Origin of the sequence: Hoeflea sp. AS60 (assembly GCF_038900115.1) — a bacterium.
Lineage (GTDB): Bacteria > Pseudomonadota > Alphaproteobacteria > Rhizobiales > Rhizobiaceae > Hoeflea.
The window spans coordinates 1,134,604-1,149,987 of sequence record NZ_JBBMQP010000002.1; the positions used below are offsets into that span (position 1 = coordinate 1,134,604).

The window sequence follows — 15,384 nt, forward strand, 5'->3', positions numbered from 1 at the left end:
TTTCATCTGCTTCAACGGTGTAATCGTGATGTATTCGAGAAGCCCTCCCCCAGACGGATTTCCCTGGATCCGAAGACATTCGGGCGAAAAGACAGAACCACAGGGCGTGCGTATCGACGCAGCGTCCACCCACAAGAGGACGGCATTTCACGTGAGAGATTTTCTTCAGGACCGTTTGAAGGTCGCGCTTCTGGCGATTTCACTCACGGGCCTTGTTGCGGGCCTTGGGCTCAGCCTTGCCGGTCTGCCGCAAGCCGCCCATCTTGCCTGGTCTGCCGGTGTCATTCCTGTCCTGCTCGGACTTGTTATCGAAATCTTCAGGAGCCTGAGACAGGGAGAAGTCGGCCTCGACATCGTTGCCGCACTCTCGATGACGGCCGCACTGCTGTTTAACGAGACGCTGGCTGCGGCCGTTGTCGCGGTGATGTATTCGGGCGGAACATTTCTCGAAAGTTTTGCCGAGGGGCGTGCACGGCGCGAGATGAGCAATCTGTTGTCCCGGGTTCCGCGCACCGCCTCGCGGCGTCTTGATGACACTGTCGAGGAAGTGCCTCTGGACCAGATCGAACCGGGGGATCTGTTGCTGATCCGACAAGGCGATGTGGCGCCAGTCGACGGTACCCTCGCCAGCGATCAGGCAATGCTTGACCAGTCAGCCCTGACTGGAGAATCGCTGCCGGTATGGCTCGACCGGGATTGCGAAGTTATGAGCGGCTCGACCAATGCCGGCGAAGCCTTTGATCTCAGGGCGACACGCCAGGCCAAGGACAGCACCTATGCCGGCATCGTCAGGCTGGTGGAAGCTGCGCAGAACTCGAAAGCGCCGATGGCACGAATGGCGGACCGGTTTTCTCTGGGATTCCTTTTCGTCACCGTCGTCATCGCCGTCGCAGCCTGGTGGTTCACGGGCGATCCGATCCGCGCAGTTGCCGTTCTGGTCGTGGCCACCCCCTGCCCGTTGATCCTGGCTGTTCCTGTCGCATTGGTCGCAGGTCTTTCCCGCGCCGCGCATTTTGGCGTCCTGATCAAGGGCGCAAAGCCGCTTGAGGCGCTGGCACGGATCAAGACGCTGATCCTCGACAAGACCGGCACCCTGACCGACGGCCGGCCGGTGATCGTGGCAATCGAGACCTTTGCCGACCTGAGTGAAGCCGAGGTGCTTCATTTCGCGGCCGCGCTGGATCAGGGCTCAAAGCACCCGATCGCCCAGGCGCTGGTAAAAGAAGCGAAAGCGCGCGGAGGAACCCTGCCTTTCCCTGACAATCTGGTTGAAACGCCGGGCGAAGGCATTTCAGGGAGCGTCAGCGGCAGGAAAGTCGCCGTCGCCGGCTCGGGCTTCATCTCCGCGCAGCTTGGTCTTCCAGCGTCAGCGTCGAAGGCCGGAGAAACCGGAGAAGTCATCGTGGCCCTTGCCGTGGACGGCGAGCTGGCGGGTCATGTCGTCATGGCGGATACATTGCGAGAGGGAACAAAGGAGCTGCTCACCGGACTGCGCAGCCGGGGAATCGGGCGTATCCTGCTTGCAACCGGTGATCGCCGTGCGGTGGCCGAAGCCATAACCGAAGGCCTTGGACTTGACGCCGTTCGCTCTGAAATGACACCGGATCAGAAGGTGCTTCTGGTTCTTACCGAGCGAAAGAACGGCCCGGTGATGATGGTCGGTGACGGGGTCAATGATGCGCCTGCGCTGGCGGCTGCCGATATCGGTGTCGCCATGGGAGCGCGCGGTGCTGCCGCATCGGCGGAGGCAGCTGATGTCGTCCTGCTTGTCGATCATCTCGACCGGCTTTTGTCCGGGCTGGAGGTGGCCCAGCGCTCGCAACGGATCGCACTTGAAAGCGTTGCCGTGGGCATCAGCCTGTCGGTGGCAGGGATGATTGCGGCGGCCCTCGGTTACCTGACACCGGTCCAGGGTGCGCTGGCACAGGAAGTGATTGATGTCGCAGTCATCCTGAATGCGCTCAGGGCATTGAGAATCAACCCGACGGTTCTGAGCAAGAGTGCCGAAACCTGAAGCGCCAATTCCAACTCCATAATGAACGCAGCATTTCGGCAATGACACCAATCCCTGGCCTTGCATCCTGACCTGCCAATCGCCATTGTCACTCAAGGAGTGGGAGTAAGCTCATCACATGACTTGGAAATTCAGTTTCATTGCCTCGCCGACCGACGACGCGCAGGCGGCGGCACAGCACCTGGCAGCGCTATATGGCAACACCCGTCAGCAGGACGCTGACGTCATTGTTGCGCTTGGCGGAGACGGTTTCATGCTGCAAACGCTGCATGACCAGATGAACAGCGGGCGGGCGGTCTACGGAATGAACCGGGGATCGATCGGGTTCCTGATGAATGATTACTCCGACGAGGATCTGCCGGGCCGGATCGACGCAGCGGTGGAAAATATCATTCGTCCGCTCGAAATGATTGCCAAGGATGCCAATGGCGCCACCCACAAGGCGTTGGCAATCAACGAGGTCTCGTTGCTGCGGCAAAGCTACCAGGCAGCGAAGCTGCAATTGTCGATTGACGGGCAATTGCGAATGGAAGAGCTGATTTGCGACGGCCTGATGGTGGCAACGCCCGCCGGATCAACAGCCTACAACCTATCGGCTCATGGACCGATCCTGCCTCTTGACGCACAGCTTCTGGCGCTGACCCCGGTCAGCCCCTTCAGGCCGCGGCGCTGGCGCGGGGCGCTTCTACCCAACAAGGCGATGGTCACGATTGATGTGCTGGAATGCGAAAAGCGGCCGGTCAATGCGGTGGCCGATCATATCGAAGTCAAATCCGTGACCCAGGTTCAAGTGGCTGAATCGCAGGAATCGACGACGCGGATTCTGACCGATTCCAGCCATTCCTGGAACGACCGCATTCTGGCCGAACAATTCCTCTACTAGAGCCATGAACAGGAGATTCTGTTGATGTTCCGTACCATGTCGAAAGTTTTGCTGGTGCTTGCCTGCCTTGTACCGGTGATGCCCCCAGCCGCGTTTGCGCAGGAGGCCACACCCCTAGCCGAAAGCCTGTCTCCCCGCATCCTTTTCGTCACCAGCGGTGGCTATTGGGAGAAGGATGAGGATGCCACAGCATCCAGCGAAGCAAGTTCCGAAAAACAGCGCGGCTATTATCGCCTCGTGGCCATTCGCGGAGAAGACAACCGTTCACTGGTTGAGCTGCAGCAGATCGCGCTTACGCCCGCAGGTCCTGCAATTGCGACATCGACTGGCGTTGAAGCGCTCAACAGTCTTGGCGGCTACGTGACTGACATCAGGCCCGAGGATTCGACCGGGGCTTCTAGCCAGCCTGGTTTTGCGGCCTATATCTACATCAAGACAGATCCTTCGGTGATCGAGCCCGAAACCTGGGCGCTGTTGATCGACGAGTTCGGTGACATTCAGGTGGAAAAATCCAGCAACTGATCCGGAGAGCTGGAGAACCGACATACTCTCTTTCAAGTTAACCGGAACCACTCACGAAAAACGGGGGCCGAAGCCCCCGTTCCTTTCGGTTGACGAAATCAGTTGATGATCTTGACCGTGTCAGCCGCATGCTTGGCGTCCTGCATGTGCCAACTGAGCTCGACCTTCTTGCCCGACTTCAGCCCGGGATCCTTGAACCCTTTCGGCAATGAATAGGCGGTGCCGTCATTCAGCGTCAGCGTCGATTGCTTGGCGTCAAAGGACTTGACCACTCCCGAGGTCATCATACCGGCAGCAAATGCGCCAGCCGAGGACAGAAGGATTGTGGCAGCAGTCAGGGAGGCGAGAACAACACGCATAGATGTCACTCCATAAAATTCCGGCAAGGCATGGCATCTCACGTTGGAGCATTGCCCTTGCGCGGCTCAATCGAAGCCGTCTGGTCAGGTCGCGTCATGGAGCAAGATGGCCTTGTCTCCACCGGCTTGATCCGGCTTCGAGACAAAGAATAGGCCCGCAGGCGCGGGACTTTCAATTTACAAAAACTTAAATCTGTTTTGCAGCATTTCGCCCAACTTTTGCCCATCAAGGCGAGTTCGGAACTACCCTTCAATTGGGCAAATCAGCATGGGCAACATGCGTTTCATCATCAAGACGCGCCGCCCAGACGGCAGTCCCAAAATCCAATTGAGCGATCTTCAGGAACAACTTAAGGTCCTGTCACAACTCGGCTTGCCACCAGCGGCATGAGCCAAACACGGAGCGCAAGACATGGCCGGTTTAGATAATATTCTCACCATAGCGCTGGCATTCTTCGTGGTAACCATTTCGCCCGGGCCAGCCAATATCGCGGTGGCGACGGTGTCGATGAATTCCGGGCGAAAGGCTGGTCTGCTGTTTGGCCTCGGGCTGTCGGTGGGGCTCGGGATTTGGGGGCTTGTAGCTGCTACCGGACTGGGCGTCATTCTTCAGGACACGAGCTATCTGCTGAGCGTTCTGAAGTTTCTTGGCGGTCTTTATCTTCTGTGGCTGGCCTTTCAGTCCAGTCGCTCTGCGATGCGCACGACACACACTCTCGGTGCATCATCCGAGCGCGGACATTGGTTCCGGCGCGGCTTGATACTCAACCTGTCCAACCCGAAAGCTGTGGTGGCATGGATGGCGGCGCTGTCGATGGGGCTCAGCCAGGAGACCAACGCCTCAATCGTTGCTGTAGCAACTCTGATCTGCGTATTTCTGGGTTTCGTCAATTATGCCGGATATGCAGTGACATTTTCCCTTCCGGGCTTCATGTCGGGATACAAGCGTCTGCGCAGAGGAATAGAGGGCATTGTCGCCGGGCTTTTCGCGATTGCCGGACTGAGCCTCATCCGATCCGCTTTTTCCCGTTAGGTCTGGATCACGCCCAGCACGTTCGCCGCTGCCAAGAAGTACTCTCGATCAATCGATATCGGCCACGTCCGTTGCTCCGCCATAGACGCGCTGGGCAAGGGCTGCTTCCATGAAATCATCCAGATCGCCATCCAGCACGCCTTGCGGGTTGGTGCTTTCAGTTCCGGTGCGCAGGTCCTTGACCAGCTGGTAGGGCTGCAGGACGTAGGAGCGGATCTGGTGACCCCAGCCGATGTCCGTCTTGGACGCAGCTTCCTCGTTTGCCGCTTCCTCGCGCTTTTTCAGCTCCGCTTCATAGATGCGGGCTCTAAGCATGTCCCAGGCCGTGGCGCGGTTCTTGTGCTGCGAGCGTTCCTGCTGGCACTGCACCACTATTCCAGACGGAACATGGGTGATGCGCACCGCCGAATCGGTGGTATTGACGTGCTGCCCGCCGGCGCCGGAAGCACGGTAGGTATCGATGCGGCAATCACTTTCCTTGATATCGACTTCAATGCTGTCATCGATAACCGGATAGGTCCAGATACTTGAAAACGATGTGTGGCGCCGGGCCTGGCTGTCATAGGGCGAGATCCGCACCAGACGATGAACGCCCGATTCGGTCTTCAGCCAGCCGTAGGCATTATGCCCCTTGACCAGCAGCGTCGCTGACTTGATGCCCGCTTCTTCGCCATCATGGATTTCGAGCAGTTCCACCTTCATGCGGTGCTGCTCGGCCCAGCGGGTGTACATGCGCAACAGCATGTTGGCCCAGTCCTGGCTTTCCGTGCCGCCAGCGCCGGAATGGACTTCCAGGTAGGTGTCATTGCCGTCGGCTTCGCCGGAAAGCAGCGATTCAATCTGCTGCCGCGTGACCTCGGTCCTCAGTTCCTTGAGTGCACCTTCGGCCTCGGTGATAATGCCGGTGTCGCCCTCTTCCTCGCCCATCTCTATCAGTTCGAGATTGTCCGAAAGCTGCGTTTCGAGGCGTTTCAACCCGTTGATCGAATCGTCGAGATTCTGGCGCTCGCGCATAAGCTTTTGGGCTTCCTGTGCGTCATCCCAGATTGAGGGATCCTCGGCCTTGGCGTTCAGCCATTCCAGACGTTTTTGAGCAGGTTCCCAGTCAAAGATGCCTCCTCAGCAGGCTTATGGCCTGCTTGATTTCGTCGACAACAAACTGGGTTTCTGCGCGCATGGATCTCTGTTTCCGTCATGTTATCAAGCAAGCTTTCTTGCCGAAGCGGGCGGACCATAAGGTCCACTCCCCGCGATGTAAAGGCGTCAGGCGTTCCGATTTTCAGACCGTCAATAGAGGCCGCCGACACCGTTGACCACCGCCTGGTTGGCCTGTGGCGATATGGTGGTGATGGCATCCCCGGTGGCGAAATCCTCAAGACCGATGACCGAATAGACGTCGGATGGTCCTGTGCCGGGCTTGAATGCTTCCATGATCACATCACTCTCGCCTTCAAACGCCTGCATGCCGGTCTTGCGGTTGATCGCAATCAGCTTCATGCCCTGCGGTACGCGGAAATCGGCAGGCCTGGTGCCCTTGAGCGCGCCTTGCATGAACTCGTTGAACACGGGCGCTGCAAGCGCACCGCCGGTGGAGCCGCGGCCCATTGGGGTGGGATTGTCAAAACCGATAAACACACCCGCCACGAGATCGGCGGTGTAGCCCATAAACCAGGCGTCCTTTTCCTCGTTGGTGGTGCCTGTCTTGCCAGCGGTCGGACGGTCCAGCTTGACCTTGCCAGCTGCGGTGCCCCGGGTAACAACGCCTTCCATCATCGAGGTGATCTGGTAGGCGGTCATCGGATCGAGCACCTGCTCGCGGGTATCAACCACTTCTGGCTCTTCCTGCGAGATCCATGCACTGGCGATACAGGCGTCGCAGGTGCGTTCCTCATGCTTGAAGATGGTCTTGCCATAGCGGTCCTGAATACGGTCGATCAGCGACGGCTTGATCTGCTTGCCACCGTTGGCGAGCACCGAATAGGCCGACACCATGCGCATCACAGTGGTCTCGCCCGAGCCGAGCGACATTGCGAGCACGGGCAGCATGTCGTCATAGACGCCGAACCGCTCGGCATATTCCGCCACCAGGTTCATGCCCATGTCCTTGGCGAGACGCACGGTCATGAGGTTACGCGATTTTTCGATACCGAGCCGCAGGGTTGACGGACCGGCAGAACCGCCGCCGTAGTTCTTCGGCTTCCAGAGTTCGCCGCCCGAGACAATCTCGATTGGCGCGTCAAGTACCACCGATGCCGGCGTATAACCGTTGTCGAGGGCCGCCGCATAGACGAAGGGTTTGAAGGCGGAACCCGGCTGACGTTCAGCCTGGGTTGCCCGGTTGAACTCCGACTGGGCGTAGGAGAACCCACCCACCATCGCCAGCACGCGGCCGGTGTGAGGATCCATTGCCACCAGCGCACCCTGGATCTTCGGCGGCTGCCGGAGCCGCAAGCGCTGCGCGCCCTCCTGCTCGTAGGGTTCGACGTAGACAACATCACCGGGGTTCAGTACATCGGCTGCGGACTTGACGTTCCGGCTTTTCTCGCCCGGCAGGTTGAGCCTGAAAGCCCATTTCATGTCGTCGGCAAGGATCGTGCCGGTGAGCCGTTCGGACCCGGTTGCGCCTGACACCTCCCGCCCTGGACGAAGGCCGACGTCAACCTTGCCATCGGAGGCCGAGAGAACAACCGCCAGCTCCCATTCGGGAACATCGCGCAAGGAGTCCACTTCGCTCAGCGGCTTGCCCCAATCGCCGGACACATCGATGCGCGCGACTGGTCCGCGGAAACCGCGGCGCTCGTCATAGCTCATCAGGCCCTTCTGAAGCGCCTTGCGGGCGAGCGCCTGAAGCTTGGGATCAAGCGTCGTGCGGACGGACAGACCACCTTCGTAAAGCGCGTCCTTTCCGTACCTGCCGATAAGTTCGCGACGCACTTCTTCAGCAAAATACTCGGATGCAAACAGGTAGGAACCGGTCTTGCGCGGCGTTACGCCAAGCGGCTGCTGCTTTGCATCGGCGGCGTCTGCAGCCCTGACATAGCCATTCTCGACCATCCGGTCGATCACCCAGTTGCGGCGCTCAATCGCGCGGTCGGGATGACGGAACGGATGGTAATTGGCCGGAGCCTTCGGAAGTGACGCCAGATACGCGGTTTCCGCGATCGTCAGCTCGTTTACCGATTTGTTGAAATAGGTGAGCGCCGCACCGGCGATGCCATAGGCGTTCATCCCGAAGAAGATCTCGTTGAGATAGAGTTCGAGGATGCGGTCCTTCGAATAGGCCTGTTCGATACGGAAAGAGAGGATTGCTTCCTTGATCTTGCGCTCGTAGGTCTGGTCGGCCGTGAGAAGGAAGTTCTTGGCGACCTGCTGCGTGATCGTCGACGCGCCCTGGCGTGCTCCGGTCCGGATATTGTTGACGACTGCGCGGGCCAGGCCGACGGGATCAACACCTGGGTGGGTATAGAAATTCTTGTCCTCGGCAGACAGGAATGCGGCTTTCACCCGATCGGGAATCGCCTGAATGGGAAGGAACAAGCGACGTTCGTTGGCATATTCCGCCATCAGCTCACCAGACGCAGCATGCACGCGCGTGGTAACCGGCGGCTCATAGCTGTTGAGAACCTCGTAGTCCGGCAGGTCCTTGGATACATCTCCGATGTACCAGGCAACGCCGGCCGCAACGATCAGAAACAGCACGGTTCCAATCCCGAAGAAATATCCAATCAGTCGTATCATCAGCCAGCTACCGTTTGCTTGTCTTGTTGACCTGCCTGGCTGACGCCAGAGAATTGGCCAACCATGTCGTCTGCCCGGTTAGCCCGGACAATGTGAATAAAATAGGGCGTTGCCGCACATGCCGCATCATACCTGATCAATAAGAGGCTGTGGGACGCCCTGAGTTTCGCCATGAGCGCCGCCCCAAACCACGACCGGCTCAAAGGCTTACGCAGTGTTTGCGGATCTCGCTTGATGGCCGCCCTTGTCCACCGCACCATTGTCGACCTTCCACACCGATTTTGGTGTATAGATTCGATAATTGCTTTATCGGCCATCATTGCCTGCCCGCCAAGATCATTTCGCGGTAATTCTCAACGGATTGGGCGAGCAGTTGCGCCGTACTTTTCCGCCATTCTTCGTCATTGAGCAGTTTTTCGTCCTCGCGATTGGACAAATACCCCATCTCCACGAGCACCGACGGCACATCAGGGGCCTGCAAAACCCGGAACCCCGCATGACGCAGCGGGTTCTTGATCAGCTTGACCTGCCCTTCAAAGGAGTTGATCACCTGCTGGGCAAGCCCGGAGGAAAACACCCGGGTCTCGGTCCGGGCCAGATCAATCAGGATGGCCGCAATGGCTTCGGGCGCATTTTCCAGACTGGCACCAACAATTGTGTCCTCCCGATTCTCCTGATCGGCCAGCGACTGGGCCAGCGCATCAGACGCCTTGTCGGACAAGGTGTAGACCGTGGCTCCGCGCAAGGATCTCACGGAGATCGAATCAGCATGCAGCGAGATCAGCAGATCCGCCGCCTTGTCTCGCGCGAGTCGCACCCGCGCTGAAAGCGACAGGAAACTGTCATCTGTCCGGGTCATTGCAACCTTGATGCCGTCCTTTGCCTCCAAGGCTGTTTTCAACGCCTCGGCAAAGGCCAGCGTGACATTCTTCTCCATTGAGCCTGAAGGTCCTTCGGCACCGCCATCAATGCCACCGTGACCCGCATCAATCACGATGGTCAGGGTGTCGCCGGGGGTCTCGGCTGATTGTCCGCCAACCGTCTTGTCGTCGGGCTCCCCCCACCCCGAACCGGTAACTTCCGCTGAAAAGCTCGGGAGATCTACGGTGGTGATATCAAACACCATACGATGCACCGCACCTACGGCTTCCTTGCTGGATTCGACAAGCACCATCCTGGCGGGTGCTGCGAATTCGAACACCATGCGCGACTTTCCCTTGCCTGAATTGCCGTAGCGGACAGAGGATACCAGTCCGCGCGACTGCAGGGAGTCTGATGGAAAAGCAAAGACCGTCTCGGGCAGGTCAATCACGGCGCGATAGGGATTTTCCAGATAGTGCAGCTTGAATTCGGGTTCACGTTCGAAATCGAGCACCAGGCGCACACGACTATCGTCACCCGCAAGCCGCGCTGCAATTACGACATATCTCGACTGGTTCGCACTATCCGGCATCGCAACAGACACCCCGGGCCAGGCAACGACCGCCATGAACGCGGCAAGCAGAAACACGGCAAATGAGGACAAGACGCGGGCCGGCGCGAAACCATGGCACCCACCTTCGTCAAATCGCCGGTGTTTCGAAAATAGCGGCATGTGTCTTCTTCCAGCCTTCAAACCTTGATGCCATCACTGCACGGCTCATGCGCCAGTCACTACCGGCAAACAGCGTCAATAGAATGGCACGATTCGACCAGCGAACCGGCAACAAGCATGGCGCAATCGGGTTAACCGTTCGTTCACCATGTTTTTGTGGCGCATATCTGACGCAAGTCGGAACTAGGTAAAGTCGTCAAGGTGAACAACCCGACCTGCGGATGTTTTCAGTTGCCAGATCGCCACACAGCCCATAAAAGCTTTCATTGGGTAAGTATATTGACGGGATAGAACTGTCACCCTTCCGGCCGCCGCCTGCAACAGGCCCAGGGCGCCAGGAGTGCGGATCGTCCGTCGTCTAATAAAATCTCTTCCCCGGAGCAGCCAGCTCATAGTTTCCATGTTGGGAACCCATTCTGACTGCTCCTGCCAGGCAATATGGTCGAGACTGCGCAGAGGCTCATCAGCCTTCGACAGCATCAAGGCCACGATAGTGATTAAACCCGGCGGGCGAGGACTCCTGCCACAACCTTCGCGGCCTTGCTGCCGCATGCTCCTTCTGGGGCTTTCATCGGTCCGCAAGGACTACACGCAAATGAATTTTCGGCCGGCTTTTATGGTGCAAATGCGGATCTCCCCAAGTGTGAACAGGCCCCGGGCATACAATGCCCCGGTTAGCGCCCTGCTGATCACTGCCCCATGCCGAGTACCGGAATGTCTATCATCCGGCGCACTTTCAACAGACTATCCCCTGCCCCGACATTCGGAGCGGCGGTGTCTCAAGTCGAGAGCGCGCCGAGGAGCTTACATTCAATGGCAGAAAAAATGCTTATCGACGCCTCCCATCCTGAGGAGACTCGCGTCGTTGTCGTTCGTGGAAACCGCATAGAGGAATTCGATTTCGAATCGGAGCACAAGAAACAGCTCCGCGGAAACATTTACCTGGCAAAGGTTACACGTGTTGAACCGTCGCTTCAGGCCGCTTTTGTAGATTATGGCGGCAACCGCCACGGTTTTCTGGCGTTCTCGGAAATCCACCCCGATTATTATCAGATTCCGCTGGCTGACCGGCAGGCGCTGCTTCAGGCGGAAGCCGAAGACGCCGAGAATGATCCCGATTTCGAAAGCGCCGACGAAGCCGACCACGGCTCAAGCAAATCCAAGTCAAAGTCAAAATCGCGGGCTAAGCCGGCCGAAGACGAAGATGGCGGCGAAGATGCCAAGTCATCGAAGTCACGGCCACGGCGCAGCCGGCGCGGCAAGAAGTCCGGTGATTCGGCCAAATCCGCAGATACCGACAACGAAGAAACCGCTTCGGAAGACGACGCCGCGAGCGAAGCCAGCGACGCTCCCGCAGAGGCGCTTGTCGCTGCAGCGGATGCTGTCGAAGACACTTCGGCGGAGCATTCCGGATCGAGCGATGACGGCGACGACGATGACAAGCCGACCGAAATGGCCGCCGATGTCGAAGCTGACGAAATCTCGGAGCCGGTCTCGCGCCGCAGGCGCAAAAGCCACGATGACGACGACGCCTCCAATGATGACGAATCGGTCGAATCTGTTGGCTCCGAAGACGCGATGGAAGAAGTTCCGACTCGCTCGCAGCGCAAGCCACGCAAGCAGTATCGCATCCAGGAAGTCATCAAGCGCCGCCAGATCCTGCTGGTTCAGGTGGTCAAGGAAGAGCGCGGCAACAAGGGCGCTGCTCTGACGACATATCTGTCCCTCGCCGGCCGGTATTCGGTGCTGATGCCGAACACTGCACGTGGCGGCGGCATTTCGCGCAAGATCACCAATCTTCCGGACCGCAAGCGGCTCAAGGAAATCGCACGCGAACTCGAAGTGCCGAAGGGCATGGGCGTTATCCTGCGCACCGCAGGCGCCAACCGCACCAAGGTCGAGGTCAAGCGCGACTTCGAATATCTGATGCGGCTGTGGGAAAACGTTCGCAACCTGACACTCAAGTCGACAGCGCCAAGCCTCGTCTACGAGGAAGGCAGCCTGATCAAGCGTTCTATCCGCGATCTCTACAACAAGGACATCTCGGAAATCGTCGTCTCGGGCGAAGAAGGCTACCGTGAAGCCAAAGACTTCATGAAAATGCTGATGCCGAGCCACGCAAAGGTGGTTCAGCCTTACCGGGACCTGCATCCGATTTTCGCCCGCTCCGGCATCGAAGCCCAGCTCGACCGCATGTTGCAGCCGCAGGTGACTTTGAAGTCGGGTGGCTACATCATCATCAACCAGACCGAAGCGCTGGTCGCCATCGACGTCAACTCAGGTCGGTCCACTCGCGAGCACTCGATCGAAGACACCGCGCTACAGACCAACCTGGAAGCAGCCGAAGAAGTTGCCCGCCAGCTGAGGCTTCGCGACCTTGCTGGCCTGATCGTCATCGACTTCATCGACATGGAAGAAAACCGCAACAACCGGTCGGTTGAAAAGCGGATGAAGGATTGCCTGAAGAACGACCGCGCCCGCATCCAGGTAGGCCGGATCTCGCATTTCGGTCTTCTCGAAATGTCGCGCCAGCGGATCAGGGCTTCGGTGCTCGAAAGCACCATGCAGATCTGCCCGACCTGCGGCGGCAACGGACACATCCGGTCGCAGTCATCGGTTGCGCTTCATGTGCTGCGCGGCGTCGAGGAGCACCTGCTCAAGAACACCACGCACGACATCATCGTGCGCACCACGGCTGACACCGCGCTCTACATGCTCAATCACAAGCGTGACACGGTTGTCGATCTGGAGAATCGCTTCGGGGTCTCGATCAGCTTCTCGGCCGACGAGACGGTCGGTGCGAACCACTTCGCTATCGATCGTGGTGCTGCGGTGGAATCACCGGTCAATATCGAGCACATCACCGTCAATTCACCGGCCTATCCGGAAGATGACGACGACCCGGAAATCATCGAGGAAATCGATGACGAGATCGTGGAAGCCGAAGAAACCTCTGAAGCCCAGAGCGATGATCGTCCCGAGCGCGAGGATGGCCAAGGCAAGAAGCGCCGCAGGCGCCGGCGCCGGGGTGGCCGCAAGTCCGAGGGCGAGAACGGCCATGGCGACGACCAGTCGGCGTCTTCCGGTACTGACTCCGGTCAGGACGAGAATGGCGATGACGATGACGCAAACGCTTCATCTGACGAGGACAGCACCGATGCGTCTTCCGATGGCGACAGTGATGAGCAGCGCCGTGGCAAGCGCCGGCGTCGCGGCAAACGTGGCGGACGCCGCAATCGCGAAGATGACGCAAATGGTTCGGCAGATTCAGCTGACGAAATTGCAAAGGCCGACGACGGAACAGCGTCATCTGACGATGCTTCCCCAGAAGCTGAGGTAACTGGCGCAGCGGCAGAGCCTGTCGTGGAGCCCGCGACAGCTGAAGCCGCCCCTGTTGTAGCCGCAGTGGCAACAGAGGAAGAAGCGCCAGCCAAACCGGCACGGAAGAAGCGCCGGACCAAGGCGCAAATCGCTGCCGACAAGGCAGCCGAAGAAGCAGCTGCCGCTGCCGCGGCGGAAGCCGGTTCAGAGGCTGAAGGCAGCGCTGACGCCGAGCCCGAAGCCGATACCGCAGTTGCGGACACCAAGGACGCGGACGAAAAGACCGAGGCACCAGCTGCCAGCAGCAGCGCACGCACCGATATGGCTGCGGTTGCCACGGCTCCGGTTGTCACCTCGTCCAGTGGAACAACCGAAGAAAAGAAGCCGAAGAAAGCCGGCTGGTGGCAGAAACGCGGTTTCTTCTGAGCCAAGCCAAATTAAAAGACGAAAAAACCGGCGGCAACCCCGCCGGTTTTTTCATGCCTGTTCAACACAAGCGCCCTGCTTTCAATTCAATGTAGCCGTTAATTTAGTTTATCAGAATTTTCTTATATGTAATTCTAATGATTGAAGTTATGTCGATCTTCATTGCATTGGAAATGGCTTTACCGGTTGCCAATCCAACCTTCCATGCGATCAAGCGCGCTAACCATGTCGGCGTGGCTCCCGGCATAGGACAACCGCAAGAACCGGCTGCCGTCGACCGGATCGAAATCCCTGCCCGGCGTCGCCGCGACATGAATTTCGGCCAGCATCTGGCGGGCGAAGATCATCGAATCATTGGTGTGACCAGACACATCTACCCAAGCGTAAAATGCGCCGTCCATTGGCGCTGCGAAGGGCAAGGCAAGCGCGGGCAAGCGCTCGGCAAGCAGGGCGCGGTTCTTCTCGTATCCCGCGCGAACCGCTTCCATTTCCGCAATGCCATTCAATGCTGCTTCGGCAGCGATCTGCGACAATTCCGGCGGACTGATATAGAGGCTTTGGGCGAGACATTCGACGGGTCGAACAAGGTCCTCGGGCAACACCATCCATCCGATGCGCCAGCCGGTCATGCAGAAATACTTCGAGAACGAGTTGATCACCACCGCATTGTCGGAGACGGATAGCGCAGTGGTCTCCTCCCCGGCCCAGGTCAGGCCGTGATAGATTTCATCTGAAATGAAGGCCACGCCACGGTCCGCGCACCAGGCATCGAGCGCGGCGATGGCCTGCCTCGAATGAACCGCGCCGGTGGGGTTGGCCGGGCTGGCGATCAGCACGCCCGCAATGCGTGCGCCTGCCTCATGCTCGGCAGCTTCGATTGCCGCGGGCGTCAGCGCATGGCCAGTCTCAGCACCGACCGCGATCTCGATGACCTTCAGGCCGAGGGCGGAGAGAATGTTGCGGTAGGCGGGATAGCCTGGCCGGGTGATCACCACCAGGTCGCCAGGATTGAACAGCTGCAGGAATGCCAGATTGAAACCTGCCGATGACCCCGTCGTTACAGCTACCCGCCGCGGATCCAGATCCGCGCCATATTCACTCCGGTAGCGCGCAGCTATTGCATGGCGCAGGCTTTTGATGCCGAGCGCATCGGTATAGCCGAGACCTCCGGCCTCGAGTGCACGTGCGGCGGCGGTCCTCGCTGCTGCGGGCGCAGGATGGGCGGGCTGCCCCACCGCCATGGAGATAACAGGCTTGCCCTCTGCCTTGAGCCGGGTGGCTTCGGCCAGGACATCCATGGCGTGAAACGGCTCAACCGATGGCTTGCGCTGAATTGTCAAAACCGGAACTCCTGTGGCCGTGAAGCGGTCTTCTGCACCGCCGTTCATTCGTCTATAAAATCGTCAGGCTGACAAGGGTGCGGCAAAATTCCGCCCGCGCCGGGCTTGCCTCACCGCTGATGGCCGCACAAATGCCCGATTGTCGTGGCCATCA

At 58.9% G+C, this 15,384-nt stretch carries 10 protein-coding genes; 5 read left to right on the top strand and 5 right to left on the bottom strand.

All coding sequences use genetic code 11. The features are described 5' to 3' along the window. The first annotated feature begins 151 nt into the window (after window positions 1-151). From WNZ14_RS15795 to WNZ14_RS15805, 3 genes are all read left to right on the top strand, one after another. Window positions 152-2,014, top strand: a complete 1,863-nt coding sequence (locus WNZ14_RS15795; RefSeq protein WP_342869582.1) for a heavy metal translocating P-type ATPase — start codon at window positions 152-154, stop codon at window positions 2,012-2,014. Between the two features lie 118 nt (window positions 2,015-2,132). After that, on the top strand, window positions 2,133-2,897 hold the full coding sequence (locus tag WNZ14_RS15800) for an NAD kinase (RefSeq protein WP_342869583.1): 765 nt from the start codon (window positions 2,133-2,135) through the stop codon (window positions 2,895-2,897). Between the two features lie 24 nt (window positions 2,898-2,921). Then, the gene (locus WNZ14_RS15805; protein WP_342869584.1) at window positions 2,922-3,419 is read left to right on the top strand and encodes a hypothetical protein; all 498 of its coding nucleotides are present in this window, start codon (window positions 2,922-2,924) and stop codon (window positions 3,417-3,419) included. A gap of 98 nt (window positions 3,420-3,517) precedes the next feature. Here WNZ14_RS15805 and WNZ14_RS15810 read toward each other — a convergent pair whose 3' ends face one another. Next, the gene (locus WNZ14_RS15810; RefSeq protein WP_342869585.1) at window positions 3,518-3,778 is read right to left on the bottom strand and encodes a DUF1344 domain-containing protein; all 261 of its coding nucleotides are present in this window, start codon (window positions 3,776-3,778) and stop codon (window positions 3,518-3,520) included. A 412-nt stretch (window positions 3,779-4,190) separates the two neighbouring features. On the opposite strand from WNZ14_RS15810, the gene WNZ14_RS15815 reads away from it, so the two are divergent. Continuing rightward, complete coding sequence (locus WNZ14_RS15815; protein ID WP_342869586.1) at window positions 4,191-4,811, top strand: LysE family translocator; 621 nt, start codon at window positions 4,191-4,193, stop codon at window positions 4,809-4,811. A gap of 48 nt (window positions 4,812-4,859) precedes the next feature. On the opposite strand, the gene prfB is transcribed toward WNZ14_RS15815, so the two are convergent. From prfB to WNZ14_RS15830, 3 genes are all read right to left on the bottom strand, one after another. Continuing rightward, a protein-coding gene (gene prfB / locus WNZ14_RS15820; RefSeq protein WP_342869587.1) for a peptide chain release factor 2 occupies window positions 4,860-5,988 on the bottom strand; the annotation gives its coding sequence in 2 pieces (ribosomal slippage) (window positions 4,860-5,918 and window positions 5,920-5,988; 1,128 coding nt in all). A gap of 110 nt (window positions 5,989-6,098) precedes the next feature. Beyond that, window positions 6,099-8,549: a penicillin-binding protein 1A gene (locus tag WNZ14_RS15825; protein WP_342869588.1), complete on the bottom strand. Its 2,451-nt coding sequence runs from the start codon at window positions 8,547-8,549 to the stop codon at window positions 6,099-6,101. 316 nt (window positions 8,550-8,865) lie between these two features. Beyond that, window positions 8,866-10,143 (bottom strand): N-acetylmuramoyl-L-alanine amidase, encoded by a 1,278-nt coding sequence (locus WNZ14_RS15830; RefSeq protein WP_342869589.1) that lies wholly within the window; start codon window positions 10,141-10,143, stop codon window positions 8,866-8,868. Between the two features lie 813 nt (window positions 10,144-10,956). Here WNZ14_RS15830 and WNZ14_RS15835 point away from each other — a divergent pair. Beyond that, window positions 10,957-13,890, top strand: coding sequence for a ribonuclease E/G (locus tag WNZ14_RS15835; RefSeq protein ID WP_342869590.1), 2,934 nt, complete (start codon window positions 10,957-10,959; stop codon window positions 13,888-13,890). 179 nt (window positions 13,891-14,069) lie between these two features. Here the strand turns inward: WNZ14_RS15835 and WNZ14_RS15840 are convergent, their stop codons facing one another. Next, on the bottom strand, window positions 14,070-15,188 hold the full coding sequence (locus WNZ14_RS15840; RefSeq protein WP_342870252.1) for an aminotransferase class I/II-fold pyridoxal phosphate-dependent enzyme: 1,119 nt from the start codon (window positions 15,186-15,188) through the stop codon (window positions 14,070-14,072). Between the last annotated feature and the right edge of the window lie 196 nt (window positions 15,189-15,384).

What these genes read in the sequence shown, in the direction of transcription:
- WNZ14_RS15800 (WP_342869583.1), top strand. Translation starts at nt 2,133, where the DNA reads ATGACTTGGAAATTCAGTTTCATTGCCTCGCCGACCGACGACGCGCAG.
- WNZ14_RS15805 (WP_342869584.1), top strand. Translation starts at nt 2,922, where the DNA reads ATGTTCCGTACCATGTCGAAAGTTTTGCTGGTGCTTGCCTGCCTTGTA.
- WNZ14_RS15810 (WP_342869585.1), bottom strand. Translation starts at nt 3,778, where the DNA reads ATGCGTGTTGTTCTCGCCTCCCTGACTGCTGCCACAATCCTTCTGTCC.
- WNZ14_RS15815 (WP_342869586.1), top strand. Translation starts at nt 4,191, where the DNA reads ATGGCCGGTTTAGATAATATTCTCACCATAGCGCTGGCATTCTTCGTG.
- WNZ14_RS15825 (WP_342869588.1), bottom strand. Translation starts at nt 8,549, where the DNA reads ATGATACGACTGATTGGATATTTCTTCGGGATTGGAACCGTGCTGTTT.
- WNZ14_RS15830 (WP_342869589.1), bottom strand. Translation starts at nt 10,143, where the DNA reads ATGCCGCTATTTTCGAAACACCGGCGATTTGACGAAGGTGGGTGCCAT.
- WNZ14_RS15835 (WP_342869590.1), top strand. Translation starts at nt 10,957, where the DNA reads ATGGCAGAAAAAATGCTTATCGACGCCTCCCATCCTGAGGAGACTCGC.
- WNZ14_RS15840 (WP_342870252.1), bottom strand. Translation starts at nt 15,188, where the DNA reads ATGGATGTCCTGGCCGAAGCCACCCGGCTCAAGGCAGAGGGCAAGCCT.